Here is a 16,092-nt window from a genome sequence, read left to right as displayed (position 1 = left end):
GCAGTTCAACCCGTCGTCGGTGCTGGGCGTTGCCGGCGTGCTGAACGCCGCGCGCGCCGGCAACGTCGTGATCGCGAACGCGGTCGGCAACGGGGTGGGCGACGACAAGCTCGTCTACACCTACGTGCCCGAGATGATCAGCTACTACCTGAACGAGAAGCCGGTCATCGCGAACGTCGACACGTTCCGCTGCTGGCTCGACGACGAATGCGAAGAGGTGCTCGACCGCGTCGACGAGCTGGTCATCAAGCCCGTCGAAGGCTCCGGCGGCTACGGCATCGTGTTCGGACCCGATGCGTCACCGAAGGAACTGGCGGTGATCAGCAAGAAGATTCGAGCCGATCCGCGCGGATGGATCGCGCAGCCCGTAGTGCAGTTATCGACAGTGCCGACCAAGATCGGGGACCGACTGGTGCCGCGTCACGTCGACCTGCGTCCCTTCGCCGTCAACGACGGCGACGACGTGTGGGTGTTGCCCGGCGGCCTGACCCGGGTCGCGTTGCCGGAGGGATCGCTCGTCGTCAACTCGAGTCAGGGTGGCGGCAGCAAGGACACCTGGGTGCTCGCCACGCGCACCTCCCAGGAGGAGCAGGAACTCGCAGGCGAGGAAATCGTCAGCGAACCGCCGGAGGCGCCGAGAACGGAACAGGGCCCGGAACTGACGATGGATCAGCAGCAACAACAACAACAGCAACAGCAACAGCAGTACGTGAACGGTGGTGGACGCTAGATGCTCGCGCGGAATGCGGAATCGCTCTATTGGATCGGGCGGTACGTCGAACGGGCCGACGACACGGCGCGCATCCTGGATGTGACGGTTCATCAGTTGCTCGAGGACGCCACGGTCGACCCCGACCACATCTCTCGGGTTCTCCTGCGAGTACTCGGGTTCAAGCACGAGCCGGACGTCTCCCTCGACGTGTGGTCCTTGACGGAGCTCGTCGCGTTCAGCCGGGACGGCAGTGGGTCCATTGTCGATTCCCTGTCCAGTGCACGCGAAAATGCCCGTGGTGCAAGAGAAGTGACGTCCAGTGAGATGTGGGAGTGCCTCAACACCACCTACAACGGTCTGAACGATCGCATCAGGGCCTCCAAGCGCACCGGACCGCACGAGTTCTTCAGCTACATCGAGGAGCGAGCCGCGATGTTCGCGGGCCTTGCCGATTCGACGCTCAGTCACGACGACGGCTATCGGTTTCTGATTCTCGGGCGCTCGGTCGAGCGGATCGACATGACGGTGCGTCTTCTGCTCTCGCGTGCAGGCGACCGTCCGTCGTCTCCCGCCTGGGTCACCGTGCTTCGCTCCGCCGGCGCGCACGACACGTATCTCCGTACTTACCGGGGCGCGCTCGACGCGCAACGGGTACTCGAATTCATGTTGCTGGACAGATTGTTTCCGCGATCGGTGTTCTACGCGCTCAGTGAGGCCGAGCGTTCGCTCGATCAGCTCGATCACCAACCCAACAGCCGCGTCGGCGCCCGGGCGGAAGCACAGAGGTTGCTCGGACGCGCACGAAGTGAGCTCGAGTTCCTGCCTCCGGGTGCGTTGCTCGACGATTTGCAGGACAGGTTGCTCTCGCTGCAGGAGACGTGCCGCGAACTCGGTGACGCCATTTCCAAGCAGTACTTTCACGCGGCACCATGGGTGGCGTGGACCGACGCGGGATCCGGAACGTTCGAAGATCAATTGGAAGGTGAATTGTGAGCTGGCGTATGCGCGTTGTCCACACCACGGGCTACCAGTACGACGCGCCGGTGACGTCGTCGTACAACGAGGCGCGACTCACCCCGCGAAGTGACAACCGGCAGAACGTCATCCTCAATCGGGTGGAGACGAACCCGGTGACGAGGAGCTACCGCTACACCGACTACTGGGGCACGGCGGTAACGGCATTCGATCTGCATGCGCCGCACACCGAACTCGAAGTGACCGGTTCGTCCGTCGTTGAGACCGACCCGTTCTCTCCGCCGGACGAAACGGCGACATGGGGAGAACTCGCGGGGGAGGCGATCATCGATCGCTTCAACGAGGTACTCGACAACACGGTGTACGTGCCGAAGAACCGTCAGCTCTCCTCGATGGCGAAAAAGCTGGCGAAGGGTCTTCCCCCGCAGGAGTCGGTCGTGGAGATCTCGAACTGGGTGCACTCGGAGATGTCCTACGTTCCCGGCACCACCGGAGTGCACACGTCCGCTGTCGAGGCGTGGTCCGAGAAGAAGGGCGTGTGTCAGGACTACGCACACTTGACGCTGTTGATGCTGCGCAGCGTCGGCATCCCCAGCCGCTACGTGTCCGGGTATCTGCATCCGAAGAAGAACGCAGCCGTCGGTAGTCCGGTCGAAGGTCAGTCGCACGCCTGGATCGAGGCGTGGACCGGCGCGTGGTGGGGGTACGACCCGACCAACGCCATCGCCGTCAACGAACAGCACGTGTCGGTCGGCCTCGGCCGCGACTACGCCGACGTGCCGCCGCTCAAAGGCATTTTCTCCGGCGGTGGCTCGACGGCACTCGACGTCGTCGTCGAGATCACGCGCCTGGCGTAGACGCCTGACCTGCAAAGACGACGCCTCGTGCGGGCTCGAGATGGCCGCACGAGGAGTCGCGTCAGGACCAGCTGTACTGGGAACGAAGCCGCTCGGCGACCGCGTCGAATGCGCTCTTGGGCAGAATGGCGCCCTCGCGGCGGATGCCGGTCTCGGGAACGTCTAGAACGCGGTCCAGGCGAATCCAACTCGGCCGCCCTTCGGCGTCCCACGAGCCGGATCCGACGGACACCCAGTCGCGGTCACCTTCGTGTCGGCTCTGCGAGGACAGCATCAAACCGAGCAGCGTCCGCCCGTCGCGACCGACGACGAGCACCGGACGATCCTTGCCCTGACTGGCATCCTCCTCGTAGGTGACCCACGTCCACACGATCTCGCCGGGGTCGGCGTTGCCGTCGAGATCGGGGGAGTACTCGACGCGGCGAGCGCGCTGCGCAGTGGGCACGGTGTTCGACGCCACCGGGCGACCGGGCGTGGCGGTGGGGCCTGACCCCGTCTTGCCGGAGATGGCGTCCATCCCCTTCTGCAGGGCGCCGGAACTCTGCAACTGACGGAACAGCCTTGGGCCTTCGCGCAGTGCGATCTTGCCGAGTTGTTTCCCGTATTTGCTCCAGTTGCCAGCCATGGGAGCCGAGTTTAACCAGCCGCCCGAACCGCTCGCCCCAGGAGCAGGGGCGACGAGTCGTCGGGTGCCGTACGAGGACCGGGCGTCGGGCGTGGGACTATTGACGCCGAGTCCGTTCGCTTCTCGGAGAGACCGCCAGCAAAGGATACGAGTGCCCAGCTTCGCCGACACGACGTTCACCGATCCCGCACGGATCAGGAACTTCTGCATCATCGCCCACATCGACCACGGAAAGTCGACGCTGGCAGACCGGATGCTGCAGCTCACGGGCGTCGTCGACGACCGGTCGATGCGAGCTCAGTACCTCGACCGCATGGACATCGAACGCGAGCGCGGCATCACCATCAAGGCCCAAAATGTCCGGCTTCCCTGGGTGGCCGATGGCGAAGAATTCGTGTTGCACCTCATCGACACCCCCGGACACGTCGACTTCACGTACGAGGTTTCCCGCGCGCTCGAAGCTTGCGAGGGCGCAGTGCTGCTGGTCGATGCAGCGCAGGGAATCGAAGCTCAGACGCTGGCGAACCTGTACTTGGCGCTCGACAAAGAACTGACGATCATCCCGGTCCTGAACAAGATCGACCTCCCCGCAGCCGACCCTGATCGGTATGCCGCCGAGATCGCGCACATCATCGGCTGCGAAGCCGACGACGTGTTGCGGGTGTCCGGCAAGACCGGCGTCGGAGTCGAAGAACTGCTCAACGAGGTCGTCAAACAGGTGCCCGCGCCCGTCGGCAACCCCGACGGCCCTGCCCGCGCCATGATTTTCGATTCTGTGTACGACACCTACCGCGGCGTCGTCACCTACGTCCGCGTCGTCGACGGCACGTTGAACCCTCGCGAAAAGGTCACGATGATGTCGACGGGGTCGACGCACGAGCTCCTCGAAGTCGGCATCGTCTCGCCCGATCCGAAACCGACCAAGGGCCTCGGCGTCGGCGAGGTCGGTTACCTCATCACCGGCGTCAAGGACGTGCGTCAGTCCAAGGTCGGCGACACCGTCACCACGTTCCGCAAGGGCGCGACCGAACCGCTGACGGGCTACCGCGAGCCGCGGCCGATGGTCTACTCAGGCCTGTATCCGCTGGACGGTTCCGACTACCCGGACCTTCGTGACGCACTCGAAAAACTCCAGCTCAACGACGCTGCCCTCACGTACGAGCCCGAAACGTCGGTTGCGCTGGGCTTCGGGTTCCGTTGCGGCTTCCTCGGGCTGCTGCACATGGAGATCACGCGTGAGCGTCTCGAGCGTGAGTTCAACCTCGACCTGATCTCGACGTCACCGAACGTGGTGTATCGCGTCGAGATGGAGGACAGCGCCGAGCACGTGGTGACGAACCCGTCGTACTGGCCCGAGGGCAAGGTGCGTGACGTGTACGAGCCGATGGTCAAGTGCACCATCATCTCGCCGAGTGAGTTCATCGGCTCGATCATGGAACTGTGCCAGGGTCGACGCGGCGAGCTCGGCGGGATGGACTACCTGTCGGAGACGCGTGTCGAGCTGCGCTACACCATCCCGATGGCCGAAATTATCTTCGACTTCTTCGACATCCTGAAGTCACGCACCCGCGGCTACGCCAGCCTCGACTACGAGGAGATCGGCGAGCAGAGTGCCGCGCTGGTCAAGGTGGACATTCTGCTGCAGGGCGAGGCGGTCGACGCGTTCTCGGCCATCGTCCACAAGGACGCCGCCGCCGCGTACGGCAACAAGATGACAACCAAGCTCAAGGAACTCATCCCGCGGCAGCAGTTCGAGGTCCCCATCCAGGCCGCCATCGGTTCACGCATCATCGCGCGCGAGAACATCCGCGCGATACGCAAGGACGTCCTCGCCAAGTGCTACGGCGGCGACATCAGCCGCAAGCGAAAATTGCTCGAGAAGCAGAAGGAGGGCAAGAAGCGGATGAAGACCATCGGTCGAGTCGAAGTTCCGCAGGAAGCCTTCGTCGCCGCCCTCTCGTCCGAGTCGACGACGGACAAACCGAAGAAGTAGTGCGGCTCCGCCGCCCGTATTCACAGTGCGGCTCCGCCGCCCGTGTTCACTTAGTGTTGTTGGGCCGACACTTTGTGTGCACGGGCGGCGCAGCCGCATACACAGCCGCCCGGTAGGTTCGGTTGGTGTGACGACGCGAATCCTGAGTCAACTGTCCGTTCCCATCGTGAGCGCTCCGATGGCAGGTGGGCCGTCCACTCCGCAGATGGCCGAGGCCGTGTCGCGCGCGGGTGGTCTCGGTATGCTCGCCGGCGCATTGCTCGACCTCGAAAAGTTTGCGGCACAGATCAATTCGCTGCGTGAGGTGACGTTCGGGGTCAACCTCTTTCTGCCCGACGATCCGACGGGCGCCGACGTCGAGGCGTACGCGCGACGCATCCAGCCGTGGTTCGACAAGTTCGACTCCGCGCCCGGTGAGCTCGTTCGCCGCGACGACCACTACGCGGAGAAGTTCCGCTGGCTCGTCGAGCATCCGGTTCCGGTGGTGTCGAGTACGTTCGGCACGTTCGATCCCGCGGAGGTCGAGGCGCTGCACGCTGCGGGCACCGAGGTGTGGTGCACCGTCACCTCGGCGCTCGAAGCTGCCGAAGCCGATGCCAACGGCGTCGACGTCTTGGTCGTGCAGGGGCCCGAAGCAGGCGGCCATCGCGGCAGTTTCGACGGTTCGGCTCCGGACGCCCCGCTCGCGGACGTTCTCGCTTCGGTTCGTGCGGTGTCTGGTCTACCGCGGGTCGCGGCCGGTGGATTGATGGACGGCAACGACATCAAGCCGTTTCTCGAGTCGGGTGCTGCTCAGGCTGCTCAGCTGGGTACCGCTTTGCTGAACACGTCGGAGGCAGGCACTCGGCCGGTGCACCGCGAGCAGTTGACCACGACCGAGGAGACTGCTGTCACCCGGGCTTTCTCCGGTCGTCCCGCTCGGGGGTTGGTCAACGAGTTCATGAAGGCGAACTCCGAGGACGCACCGCTCGCGTACCCGGACCTGCACTATCTGACGGCGCCGATGCGTGCGAAGGCAGGTGCCGCGGGGGACCCGTCTGCGTTGTCGATGTGGGCGGGCACCGGGCACCGACGTGCGCGGGCGGCCACAGTGTCCGAGCTGATGGCAGAGTGGGCCGACCAGCTCGGACTCCGGTAACCCGAGAACCGGACCGCGGTCAGTGCGTGTGGGCCGGTTGAAAGTGGCCCGCAGCCTGCGCCTCTTCGGCTCGAATCACGTGGACCACCGCGTTGATCAGCGCGAGGTGCGTGAAGGCCTGGGGGAAGTTGCCGAGGTGCCGCCCGGTGCGTGCGTCGATTTCCTCTGCGTACAGCTTCAGCGGACTCGCGTAGCCGAGCAGGCGTTCGCAGAGGTGCTTGGCGCGGGGTAGCTCACCGATCTCCACCAGTGCGGACACCAGCCAGAACGAACAGATGGTGAACGTGCCCTCTTCACCCTTCAAGCCGTCGTCGGTCGTCTCGATCTTGTAGCGAAGCACCAGGCCGTCGACGGTGAGTTCGTCGGCTATGGCGAGCACGGTCGCACGCACTCGTGGGTCGTCGGCGGGAAGGAAGCGAAGCAGAGGCACCAGCAGCAGAGAGGCGTCGAGCGAGTCGTCGCCGTAGCGCTGCGTCAGTACACCTCGCTCGTCGACGCCGTGCTCGAGGATGTCGTCCTTGATCTCTGCGGCGATCTTGTTCCACTGCTCGGCGTACTCGTACTCCCCGTGGATGCTCGCCAACTTGGCGCCGCGGTCGAGCGCGACCCAGCACATGACCTTGGAGGACGTGAAGTGCTGCGGTTCGCCGCGTACTTCCCAGATCCCGCGATCGGGCTTGCGCCAGTTGGCGATCGCCTCTTCCACCTGCCTCTTCAGGAGCGGCCACAGCGACTCCGGAACGTGCTCGCGCGAGCGGACATGTAGGTACACCGAGTCGAGCATGGTGCCCCAGATATCGTGCTGCTCTTGGTTGTACGCGCCGTTGCCGATCCGGACCGGCTTGGCGCCGTCGTACCCGGAGAGGTGCGTCAGCTCGACTTCTTCGAGTGTCTTCTCGCCGCCGATGCCGTACATCACCTGTAGCGGCTCGGCTGTGCCGTCCGCGCTCATCGACACGTCGGACATGAACGAGAAGAAGTCGTTGGCCTCTCGGTCGAGTCCCAGGGTGTATAGGCCCCACAGCGCGAAGGTCGAATCTCGTACCCAGGCATAGCGATAGTCCCAATTGCGTTCTCCACCCGGGGTTTCCGGGAGAGACGTGGTGGACGCCGCAAGCAGTGCGCCCGTCGGTGCGTAGGTCAAGCCCTTCAATGCCAGCGCACTGCGCTGCAGGTAACCCCGCCACGGGTGGTCGGGGAAGCGCCCGATGGTGATCCACTGCCGCCAGCACTCCGAGGTGCGCCACATTTTCTCCGCGGCTTCCTCGAACGTCCGCGGTGCTGGTAGATCGGACCAGGACAGAGCCACGAAGATGTTGTCGCCCTCTGTCATTCGCGTTCTGGCACGCGCCTCACGGTCCTCGATGCCTATGCGTAGATTGGAGGTGAGTCTGAGAGTCGGTTGATCGCCGACCGAACTCGCCTCACACGTGGCCGTGGCCTCCTCGTAAACCTTTCCGGTGTACTCCCACTTCGCGGGCGCCCGGTGGTAGTCGAAGGCCGGCTCGCAACTCATCTCGAGCTCCACCGTTCCGCTGACGCATTTGATGGTCCTGAGCAGGATGTGTTCGGCGTCCCAGTCCGACGGCGCGCGCTTGTGTGTCCGCGAACGCTCCTCGGTGTTGTGCCACGGCCCCATGACCAGGGCGTCGCGCACGATGAGCCAGCCCGTTTCGGTCTGCCACGTCGTCTCGACGATCAGGCCTCCCGGCAGATAGCGCCGGGCGGCGGGAACCGACTGCCCGTACGGGCCGACGCGGAAATGGCCCGCGCCCCTGTCGAGGACCGCGCCGAACACGCTGGGGGAGTCGGGCCGGGGCACGCACATCCACTCGACGGACCCGTTGCGGGCGATCAGGCACGTCGTCTCGCAGTCGGACAGAAACGCGTAGTCGTCGATCGGCGGGAAAGTACTGCGAACCGAAGCCAGGGACCCCTTGGGAGCAGCGGTGCTGCCGAGGACGCCCTGGACCGAGTCGGTGTCGCCGTCTGGGGCCTCGGGCCGCGGAATCATGTAGTCGCGGGCGGGCACGATGGTCGACTGCTCCTCGAATGCCGTCATAAGTGTCAATCATCGACGTACGACGGCCCCGGCGTCCACCGATGGAGGTTCTCGGCGTGGCGTCCGCGCCGGTCGTCGGCACCGATAGGGTGGACCCCGTGCACGCGATAGCCACCTGGTGGGACGGACTCGAACTGTGGATCACCGGTCTCCCGTTCGTTCCCCAGTCGATGGTGGTGCTGCTGGTCGTCGTGCCCGCGGCCCTCGGACTGGCCGCGATATTCGATCGCGTGCTCGCCGGAGTTCTCCGCGTCCTTGGGCGCGACAGCGAAACCGACAAGGGTGCGGCTGCCGCCGCATCGGACTCGACGAACACGGAAGGTCACTGATGCCGAAGTCGAGAGTAACGCTCGCGCTGGTCGCACTGCTGGTACTCGTTTTGCTGGCGTGGTTCTTCACCCGCTAGACGGTTTCCACCCCCGCGGGCGGGCTCTGAAGTAGAGCCTTGCCTCGAGCCTCTGCTAGATTCCTGTCCGTGTCTGCCGCTGCCGTGTACCGGGTCCGCCATGAATTGGCGTTGATCGCGATCGGCATGCTCGCAGTCGCCGACATCGACTGTTGTCGACCTACGTCCTAGTTGCCGTTCGGCCCCCGGCGAGCGATTGTTCCGCGCCGCGGTGTGTGGCGCACGTTTTCGCGCCGCAAGCCAAACGTCGGCGCGGGCCGATTCGCAGTGCCGGTGTGATTTCGTGTCGACGGTACCGATGGCTGCGGCCCCAGAACGTATTTATGGATCGTCACCTTCGCCTGAATCGATGAAAGGCCCGTCTCCTCCGATGTACAAGTCTCGATATGCGCTCACCGCTGTGGTCACTGTGACGACGCTTGTCCTGAGCGGGTGTAATCCGGGCTCGAGCGACGTCGTCGGCGGAAGAGATGCGACCGGCGAGGGACCCGGGCTCGTCCTGGTTAGCTACGCAGTGCCGAAGAACGGCTGGGACGCCGTTGCCGTGGCGTTCGGCGCCGGCGAGAACGGTAACGGCACCCCGATCAATGCCGACTACGGACCGTCCGGCAACCAATCACGGAAGGTGGTTGACGGGGCGCCGGCGGATATTGTCAACTTTTCGGTCGAGCCGGATGTGACGCGCTTGGTGACGGCGGGGATCGTCGATGAGAACTGGAACGAAAATGCCTACGGTGGTGTGCCTTTCGGCTCCGTCGTGACGCTGGTCGTTCGCAAGGGAAACCCGAAGGACATTCGGACCTGGGACGACCTGTTGGAGCCGGATGTGCAGGTGATCAGTCCGAGTCCATTGAGCTCCGGATCAGCGAAATGGAATTTGCTCGCTCCCTACGCCGCCAAGAGCAATGGTGGGGAGGACAAGCAGGCCGGCCTCGACTTCGTGCGGAAGTTGGTATCCGAGCATTTCCCGGTCCAGCCGGTATCCGGCCGCGCAGCTACGGAGGCTTTCCTGCAGGGACAGGGCGATGTACTACTCAGCTACGAGAACGAAGCGCTGTTGATCGAGAACCAGGGTCAAGAGGTAGAACACATCGATCTCGCAGACACATTCCGCATCGACAACCCAGTGGCTGTGGTCAATACCAGCGCACAGCTCGAACGAGCGAACGCGTTGAACGACTTCCTCTACACCGAGGAAGGTCAGCGTGTATGGGCCGAGGCAGGATTCCGCCCCGTCGATCCCGCAGTCGCGGCTGACTACTCGCAGACGTTCCACACGCCGGAAAACCTGCGCACGATCGACGATCTCGGTGGCTGGGACACCGTCGACACCGAGTTGTTCGGCGACAACGGAGCCCTCACATCCATCTACAGCGAGAGCACCGGGTAACGGTTATGAGCATGGGGAAGCCCGAACCTACTGCGGGCCCGTGGCCGTCGTCGCCGAAGGGAAGAAAATTTCGAGGCCCGGGCTCCGTCGGCCCGATGGGTTTGGGTGTTGCTGTTCTGTGGCTGAGCATCATCGTGCTGCTGCCGCTGGCCGCACTCACGGTGAAGTCGTTCGACGACGGTATCGCGGGCTTTTGGGACGCGGTCACTGCGCCGCGCGCGATAGCGACGTTCAAGGTGACGCTGGAGGTGTCTTTCGCGGCCGCCCTGATCAACCTCTTCTTCGGAACGTTGATCGCCTGGGTGCTCGTCCGTGACGAGTTCCCGGGCAAGCGGTTCGTCAACGCGCTCATCGACCTTCCGTTCGCGTTGCCGACCATCGTCGCGAGCTTGGTGCTGCTGTCGCTGTACGGACCGGCCAGCCCCATCGGTTTGGTCTTCAACGCGACGAAGCCTGCCGTCGTGGTTGCGCTGCTGTTCGTCACCCTGCCGTTCGTCGTCCGCGCGGTGCAGCCGGTGTTGATCGAGCTGGACAAGGAAGTAGAGGAAGCCGCGGCGTCGCTGGGTGCGAACAACTGGACGATCTTCCGCGCCATCGTACTGCCGGTTCTCCTCCCGTCCGTCCTGAGCGGTACCGGGCTTGCTTTCGCCCGTGCGATCGGCGAGTTCGGGTCGGTCGTTCTGATCGGCGGCAACATTCCCGGGGACACCCAGATTGCTTCGCAGTACATTCGCGAGCTCATCGAGTACGACCAGCCGGTCGACGCAGCCGCCATCTCGGTCGTTTTGTTGGCGCTGGCGTTCATCGTGCTGTTCGTTCTGCGGATAGTCGGCAATCGACTGGCGCGTCGAGAGGAGCAGAGCCGATGAAGGTTGGTCTGCCGGTCAAACTGTCGCTTCGCACCGTGGCGCTGCTCTACCTCGCCGCGCTGGTGTTGTTTCCCCTCGGAGCTATTCTCTACCGCACCTTCGAGAACGGCTTCGCCGAGTTCTGGGGCCTGATCACCACGCCCGCGGCGCAGTCTGCACTCCAGCTGTCGCTGGTGATTGTCGTGATAGTCGTGCCGATCAATGTCGTGTTCGGCGTGATCACCGCCCTTGCTCTCGTTCGTGGTCGATTTCGAGGCAAGGGCGTGCTCGAAGCGATAGTGGATTTACCCTTCGCCGTGTCTCCCATCGTCACCGGCGTCGCGTTGATCCTGCTGTGGGGAGCCAACGGCTGGTTCGGCGGCTTGCAGGACATCGGAATCACGGTCATCTTCGCGCTACCCGGCATGGTCATCGCAACGATCTTCGTCACGTTGCCCTTCGTCGTACGCGAGGTCGAACCGGTGCTGTACGAGATCGGGGAGGAGCAGGAGGAGGCAGCGTCCACTCTTGGGGCGTCGTCGCTGCAGACGTTCTTCCGCATCACGTTGCCTGCTATCCGCTGGGGTCTCACCTACGGGATCGTGTTGACCGTTGCGCGATCGCTGGGCGAGTTCGGGGCCGTGATCATGGTGTCGACGAACTTGCCCGGCATCTCGCAGACACTGACACTCCTGGTCAATTCACGGTACGAGGACTTCAATCAGCAGGGTGCCTACGCTGCATCCACCCTGCTCATGGCAATCGCAGTCATCGTGTTGCTTCTGATGACCGCGCTCGAGAAGAAGAGGACGAAGTGATGGCGGGACCGCGTGCCGACGTAAAGAATGCCGGTGTGAACAAGGTCGGTGCACCCAAGGTCGGCGACATCGAGATCTCCGTCGTCGGTGCCAACAAGCGCTACGGCGACTTCGCTGCGCTCGACAACGTGAGCCTCGACATCCCGAAGGGTTCTCTCACCGCGCTCCTCGGACCGAGTGGGTCGGGCAAGTCGACGCTGTTGCGCTCCATCGCTGGTCTCGAGCAACTCGACTCCGGCCAGGTAATTCTCGCCGGACAGGATGTCACCTGGATCAGCCCGCAGAAGCGTGAGATCGGTTTTGTCTTTCAGCACTACGCCGCCTTCAAGCATCTCAGCGTCCGCGACAACGTGGCTTTCGGGCTCAAGATCAGAAAGCGGCCGAAAGCCGAGATCAAGAGGAAGGTCGACGAGCTGCTCGAGATCGTCGGGCTGGCCGGTTTCCAGACCCGTTTTCCTGCGCAGCTGTCGGGCGGTCAGCGGCAACGCATGGCCCTGGCGCGTGCTCTGGCGGTGGATCCCCAGGTACTTCTCCTGGACGAACCCTTCGGTGCGCTGGATGCCAAGGTTCGCGAGGACCTGCGTACTTGGCTACGGCGCCTGCACGACGAGGTGCACGTGACGACCGTGCTGGTCACGCACGACCAAGAGGAAGCGCTGGACGTCGCTGATCGGATCGCCGTTCTGAACAAAGGCCGGATCGAGCAGGTCGGGACCCCGGAGGATCTGTACGACCGGCCAGACAACGACTTCGTCATGTCGTTCCTCGGCCAGGTCGCGAAGTTGAACGGGCTGCTCGTGCGACCGCACGACATCCGGGTGGGCCGGGATCCGTCTCTGGCCCTGGCCCAGCAGAACGGAACCGCCGATTCCGCTGGCGTCACCCGCGCGGTCGTCGAGCGGGTCGTTCATCTCGGCTTCGAGGTCAAGGTCGAGCTGAAGAATGCCGCGACAGGCGAGCAGTTCGCGGCCCAGATCACGCGGGGAGACAGTGAGGCGCTGCAGCTTCATTCGGGAGACACCGTGTATGTGCGGGCAACTCGGATCCCGGAGATCAAGGCGCCTGCCTGATCGATTCACCCGGCCGCAATCCTCGGAGGAATGAGCTGAGGCTGACCTAACGGTGTATGTTTTTCATCGTTGTGTCGGTTTCGTCTCGATCCGCAGGGAGAATCGTGTTCTCATCTCGTCGTCTATTGCTGCTGACATGCAGTGCGACTCTCGCGCTGGGCCTCACGGCATGCAGCTCGTCCACCGATGCGGACTCGGAAGGCTCGACGGATTCCGACGCAACCGTGGTTGTCTATTCGGGACGCGACGAGGATCTCGTCGACCCACTGATCGAACGTATCGGGGGGAACGTCGAGGTCGACTACTCCGGCAACACCAACGCCCAGGCCGCGAAGATCCTCGAGGAAGGCGATGCGTCGCCCGCCGACGTGTTCTACGGCCAGGACGCCGGGGCGCTCGGGGCTCTGGACGAAGCCGGGGCCCTCGCGCCGCTGCCCGACGACATCCTCCAGCTCGTTCCGCAGCAGTATCGTGGCGCCGACGGAACCTGGGTTGCCACATCGGCGCGCGCCCGCGTACTGGCCTACAACTCGGACAAAGTGGCCGCAGCCGAACTACCGACGGGTATCGACGGGCTGCTCGATCCGCGTTGGCGCGGACAGATCGGCTACGCCCCGACCAACGCGTCGTTCCAGGCCTTCGTCACGGCACTGCGCGTGCAGCGCGGCGAGGACGGCGCGCGGCAGTGGCTCGAAGCATTCTCGGCGAACGAGCCGGTTGCGTTCGAGGGCAACGGACCACTGATGACGGGCGTCAACGACGGGCAGGTCACCGCCGGGCTCACCAACCATTACTACTGGTACCCGTTCAAGGCGGAGAACGGTGCCGACGCACCGATCGAGCTGCATTACTTCGAGCCGGGTGACCCGGGATCGCTGGTCAACGTCGCGGGTGCCGCAGTTCTGGCGTCGTCGGACAATCAGGAAGCCGCGCAGAACTTCGTGCGAGAACTGCTCTCGACGGAATCGCAGACCTACTTCGCGAACGAGACCGCCGAGTACCCCGTCATCGACGGCGTCACCTCGGAGTTCGACCTTCCGCCGCTGGCCGACCTGGGCAGCTCGGATATCGACTTGGGTCGTCTGTCCTCTCTCGAGCAGACACAGGCTCTGCTCACCGAGGTCGGAATGATCTAGTTGATCGGGCCTTACCGTGGCCGTCCGCTTCTGGCGGCGGCCGCAACGGTGGTTGCGCTGGGCGCCCTGACCCCGCTCGTGTATCTCGCGGTGAGGTCGGTCGACGGCGGATTCGACAAGGCGGCTCGCCTGTTGTTTCGCAGTCGAACGGTGGATCTCGCGGTGCGGACGGCGGCGTTGACTTCGGTGGTCGCGGTCGGTTGCCTCGTTCTCGGAATCCTTGCCGCATGGGCCGCGACGAGAACCGACCTGCCGGGTCGACGCTTCTTTGCCGTCGCACTGACGGCGCCGCTGGCAATTCCCTCGTATGTCTCCGGATACGTGTGGATCGCCGAATTTCCCTCTCTCGCCGGCTTTTCGGGAGCGGCCCTTGTCTTGACGATGTCGTGTTTCCCACTGGTCATGATTCCGGTGTCCGCTGCGTTCGCGGCTAGCGATCCGGGCCGCGCGGAAGTGGCGAGGACTCTCGGACGCAGCGCACTGCGGACCGGCGTCGGCATCGAAGCGCGGTACGTCGTGCCGTCGGCCGCAGCGGGAGCGCTTCTGGTCTCGCTGTACACCATCAGCGACTTCGGTGCCGTCGCCCTCATGAGGTATGACGCCTTCACTCTCGGCATCTACAGCGCATACAGCGGCGGCTTGGACCGGACGGCGGCGTCCATCCTCGGACTGGTTCTGGTGTTGATGGCGCTCGTCCTCACTCTCGCGGAGCGGCGAGTACGAAAGGGTGCAACTGCCCGGGTCGGTTCTGGTTCACCGCGAACACCGGAGCCGGTTGCCCTGGGCCGCTGGCGGGCACCCACGCTGATCGGCATGACGATGCTGCTGTGCGCGTCTGTCGCTGTCCCGCTGCTCGGACTGACCAGGTGGCTGGTGCGGTCGTTCCGGTTCACGATCGACTGGACGGACGTCGTGGAGACGACGCTGGCGACGGTGAAGTACTCGGGCCTGGCTGCAATTGTCGTGGTAGTGCTTGCACTTCCGGTTGCATTGTATGCAGCCCGTTCGACGTCACCCCTCGCGCGGGTGACCGAACTGTCCACCTACATCGCGCACGGACTGCCCGGAATCACCGTGGGTTTGGCCGTTGTCTTCCTCGGAATTCGATTTCTTCCGTCCATCTATCAGAGTGCGACGCTCCTCGTCCTGGCGTACGCGGTGCTGTTTCTCCCGCTTGCCATCGGGTCGACGAGGGCTGCCGTCCATGCGAGTCCGGTGGTTCTCGAGGACATCTCGCGCACGCTCGGAAGTTCGCGAATTCGGACCGACTTACGGGTGACGCTGCCCATTGCGCTCCCCGGCATCGCGGCGGGTGGCGCGCTGGTGTTCTTGACCGTGGCCAAGGAGTTGCCGGCCACGCTCCTGCTTCGGCCCCGCGGCGTCGATACGCTGGCCACCGAGCTGTGGTCGACGACCCAGGTGTTCAAGTACGGTGAAGCGGCGCCGTATGCATTCGCGTTGATTCTGGTGTCCGCCGTTCCGACGTTCGTTCTCGATCGCGCGATCAGGCGGCGACGCGTCCCCACTTCGACGGAGTATGTGTGAACGGACTGACCATTCGCGACCTCGGCGCCTCCTATGGGCGCCGACGAGTGTTGACCGCGGTCGACCTGAACCTCGCCGCGGGGGAGATGCTTGCCGTCCTCGGCCCGTCGGGCTGCGGCAAGACCACACTGCTCCGGTCGATAGCCGGACTGCACCCGATCGACAACGGCCGGATCGAACTCGACGGACGTGAGTTGGCGCGGCCGCCGGCCGTACATGTAGCCCCCGAACACCGCCACATCGGGTTGATGCCACAGGAGGGTGGGCTCTTCCCGCACCTCAGCGTGGGAGACAACGTCGGGTTCGGCTTGATGAAGGCGTTGCAACACAGGCGCATCGGTGATCGGGCCGCCCGGCTGCGCCGCGTCCACGAGATGCTCGATCTGGTCGGGCTCGCGGACGCTGTGAATGCGCGACCGAACGAGCTGTCCGGCGGGCAGCAGCAGCGCATAGCCCTCGCTCGTGCGCTCGCTCCGGCACCCTCGGTCGTTTTGATGGACGAGCCGTTCGCCTCCCT

16 protein-coding genes are annotated in these 16,092 nt (G+C 64.3%); 14 read left to right on the top strand and 2 right to left on the bottom strand.

Annotated features, from left to right (window positions below; translation table 11 throughout):
* From WBQ44_RS17090 to WBQ44_RS17080, 3 genes are all read left to right on the top strand, one after another.
* Positions 1-730: circularly permuted type 2 ATP-grasp protein (locus WBQ44_RS17090; RefSeq protein ID WP_495567862.1), on the top strand; the 730-nt coding region annotated here is incomplete at its 5' end.
* Positions 731-1,705 (top strand): alpha-E domain-containing protein, encoded by a 975-nt coding sequence (locus WBQ44_RS17085; protein ID WP_495567861.1) that lies wholly within the window; start codon positions 731-733, stop codon positions 1,703-1,705. It abuts the gene before it with no gap.
* A gap of 8 nt (positions 1,706-1,713) precedes the next feature.
* Positions 1,714-2,544: a transglutaminase family protein gene (locus WBQ44_RS17080; RefSeq protein ID WP_495567865.1), complete on the top strand. Its 831-nt coding sequence runs from the start codon at positions 1,714-1,716 to the stop codon at positions 2,542-2,544.
* Positions 2,545-2,605: 61 nt separating this feature from the next.
* Here the strand turns inward: WBQ44_RS17080 and WBQ44_RS17075 are convergent, their stop codons facing one another.
* A complete protein-coding gene (locus tag WBQ44_RS17075) occupies positions 2,606-3,169 on the bottom strand; it encodes a type II toxin-antitoxin system PemK/MazF family toxin (RefSeq protein ID WP_495567860.1) in 564 nt (187 codons plus the stop codon).
* Positions 3,170-3,314: 145 nt separating this feature from the next.
* On the opposite strand from WBQ44_RS17075, the gene lepA reads away from it, so the two are divergent.
* Together lepA and WBQ44_RS17065 are read left to right on the top strand one after the other, a co-directional pair.
* Complete coding sequence (gene lepA / locus WBQ44_RS17070) at positions 3,315-5,162, top strand: translation elongation factor 4 (RefSeq protein WP_495567864.1); 1,848 nt, start codon at positions 3,315-3,317, stop codon at positions 5,160-5,162.
* 127 nt (positions 5,163-5,289) lie between these two features.
* Positions 5,290-6,300 carry an NAD(P)H-dependent flavin oxidoreductase gene (locus tag WBQ44_RS17065; RefSeq protein WP_495567859.1) on the top strand — a complete coding sequence of 337 codons (1,011 nt, stop codon included), beginning with the start codon at positions 5,290-5,292 and terminating at the stop codon, positions 6,298-6,300.
* Positions 6,301-6,319: 19 nt separating this feature from the next.
* Here the strand turns inward: WBQ44_RS17065 and WBQ44_RS17060 are convergent, their stop codons facing one another.
* Positions 6,320-8,314, bottom strand: a complete 1,995-nt coding sequence (locus WBQ44_RS17060) for a glycoside hydrolase family 15 protein (protein WP_495567863.1) — start codon at positions 8,312-8,314, stop codon at positions 6,320-6,322.
* A 104-nt stretch (positions 8,315-8,418) separates the two neighbouring features.
* On the opposite strand from WBQ44_RS17060, the gene WBQ44_RS17055 reads away from it, so the two are divergent.
* The 9 genes from WBQ44_RS17055 to WBQ44_RS17015 all read left to right on the top strand — a co-directional run.
* Positions 8,419-8,691 (top strand): hypothetical protein, encoded by a 273-nt coding sequence (locus WBQ44_RS17055; RefSeq protein ID WP_495567858.1) that lies wholly within the window; start codon positions 8,419-8,421, stop codon positions 8,689-8,691.
* A gap of 146 nt (positions 8,692-8,837) precedes the next feature.
* Complete coding sequence (locus tag WBQ44_RS17050) at positions 8,838-8,939, top strand: Ms4533A family Cys-rich leader peptide (protein WP_495567857.1); 102 nt, start codon at positions 8,838-8,840, stop codon at positions 8,937-8,939.
* Between the two features lie 199 nt (positions 8,940-9,138).
* Entirely contained in the window at positions 9,139-10,158 is a 1,020-nt protein-coding gene (locus WBQ44_RS17045) for a sulfate ABC transporter substrate-binding protein (RefSeq protein WP_495567856.1), read from the top strand.
* Between the two features lie 11 nt (positions 10,159-10,169).
* On the top strand, positions 10,170-11,027 hold the full coding sequence (gene cysT / locus WBQ44_RS17040; protein WP_495567855.1) for a sulfate ABC transporter permease subunit CysT: 858 nt from the start codon (positions 10,170-10,172) through the stop codon (positions 11,025-11,027).
* Positions 11,024-11,824: a sulfate ABC transporter permease subunit CysW gene (cysW, locus tag WBQ44_RS17035; protein ID WP_495567854.1), complete on the top strand. Its 801-nt coding sequence runs from the start codon at positions 11,024-11,026 to the stop codon at positions 11,822-11,824. The genes cysT and cysW overlap by 4 nt, the downstream gene beginning before the upstream one ends.
* Complete coding sequence (locus WBQ44_RS17030; protein ID WP_495567853.1) at positions 11,824-12,894, top strand: sulfate/molybdate ABC transporter ATP-binding protein; 1,071 nt, start codon at positions 11,824-11,826, stop codon at positions 12,892-12,894. The genes cysW and WBQ44_RS17030 overlap by 1 nt, the downstream gene beginning before the upstream one ends.
* Positions 12,895-12,998: 104 nt before the next feature.
* Positions 12,999-14,030, top strand: coding sequence for an iron ABC transporter substrate-binding protein (locus WBQ44_RS17025; protein ID WP_495567852.1), 1,032 nt, complete (start codon positions 12,999-13,001; stop codon positions 14,028-14,030).
* Complete coding sequence (locus WBQ44_RS17020; RefSeq protein WP_495567851.1) at positions 14,031-15,575, top strand: ABC transporter permease; 1,545 nt, start codon at positions 14,031-14,033, stop codon at positions 15,573-15,575.
* Positions 15,572-16,092, top strand: a 521-nt coding sequence (locus WBQ44_RS17015) for an ABC transporter ATP-binding protein (protein ID WP_495567850.1), incomplete at its 3' end; no start/stop codon positions are given. The genes WBQ44_RS17020 and WBQ44_RS17015, both read left to right, overlap by 4 nt.

The organism is Rhodococcus sp. (in: high G+C Gram-positive bacteria) (assembly GCF_049591685.1).
Taxonomy (GTDB): Bacteria; Actinomycetota; Actinomycetes; order Mycobacteriales; family Mycobacteriaceae; genus Rhodococcoides.
The sequence above is the reverse complement of the archived record's forward strand: the minus strand, read 5'-3'. Positions and strand labels throughout refer to the sequence as shown.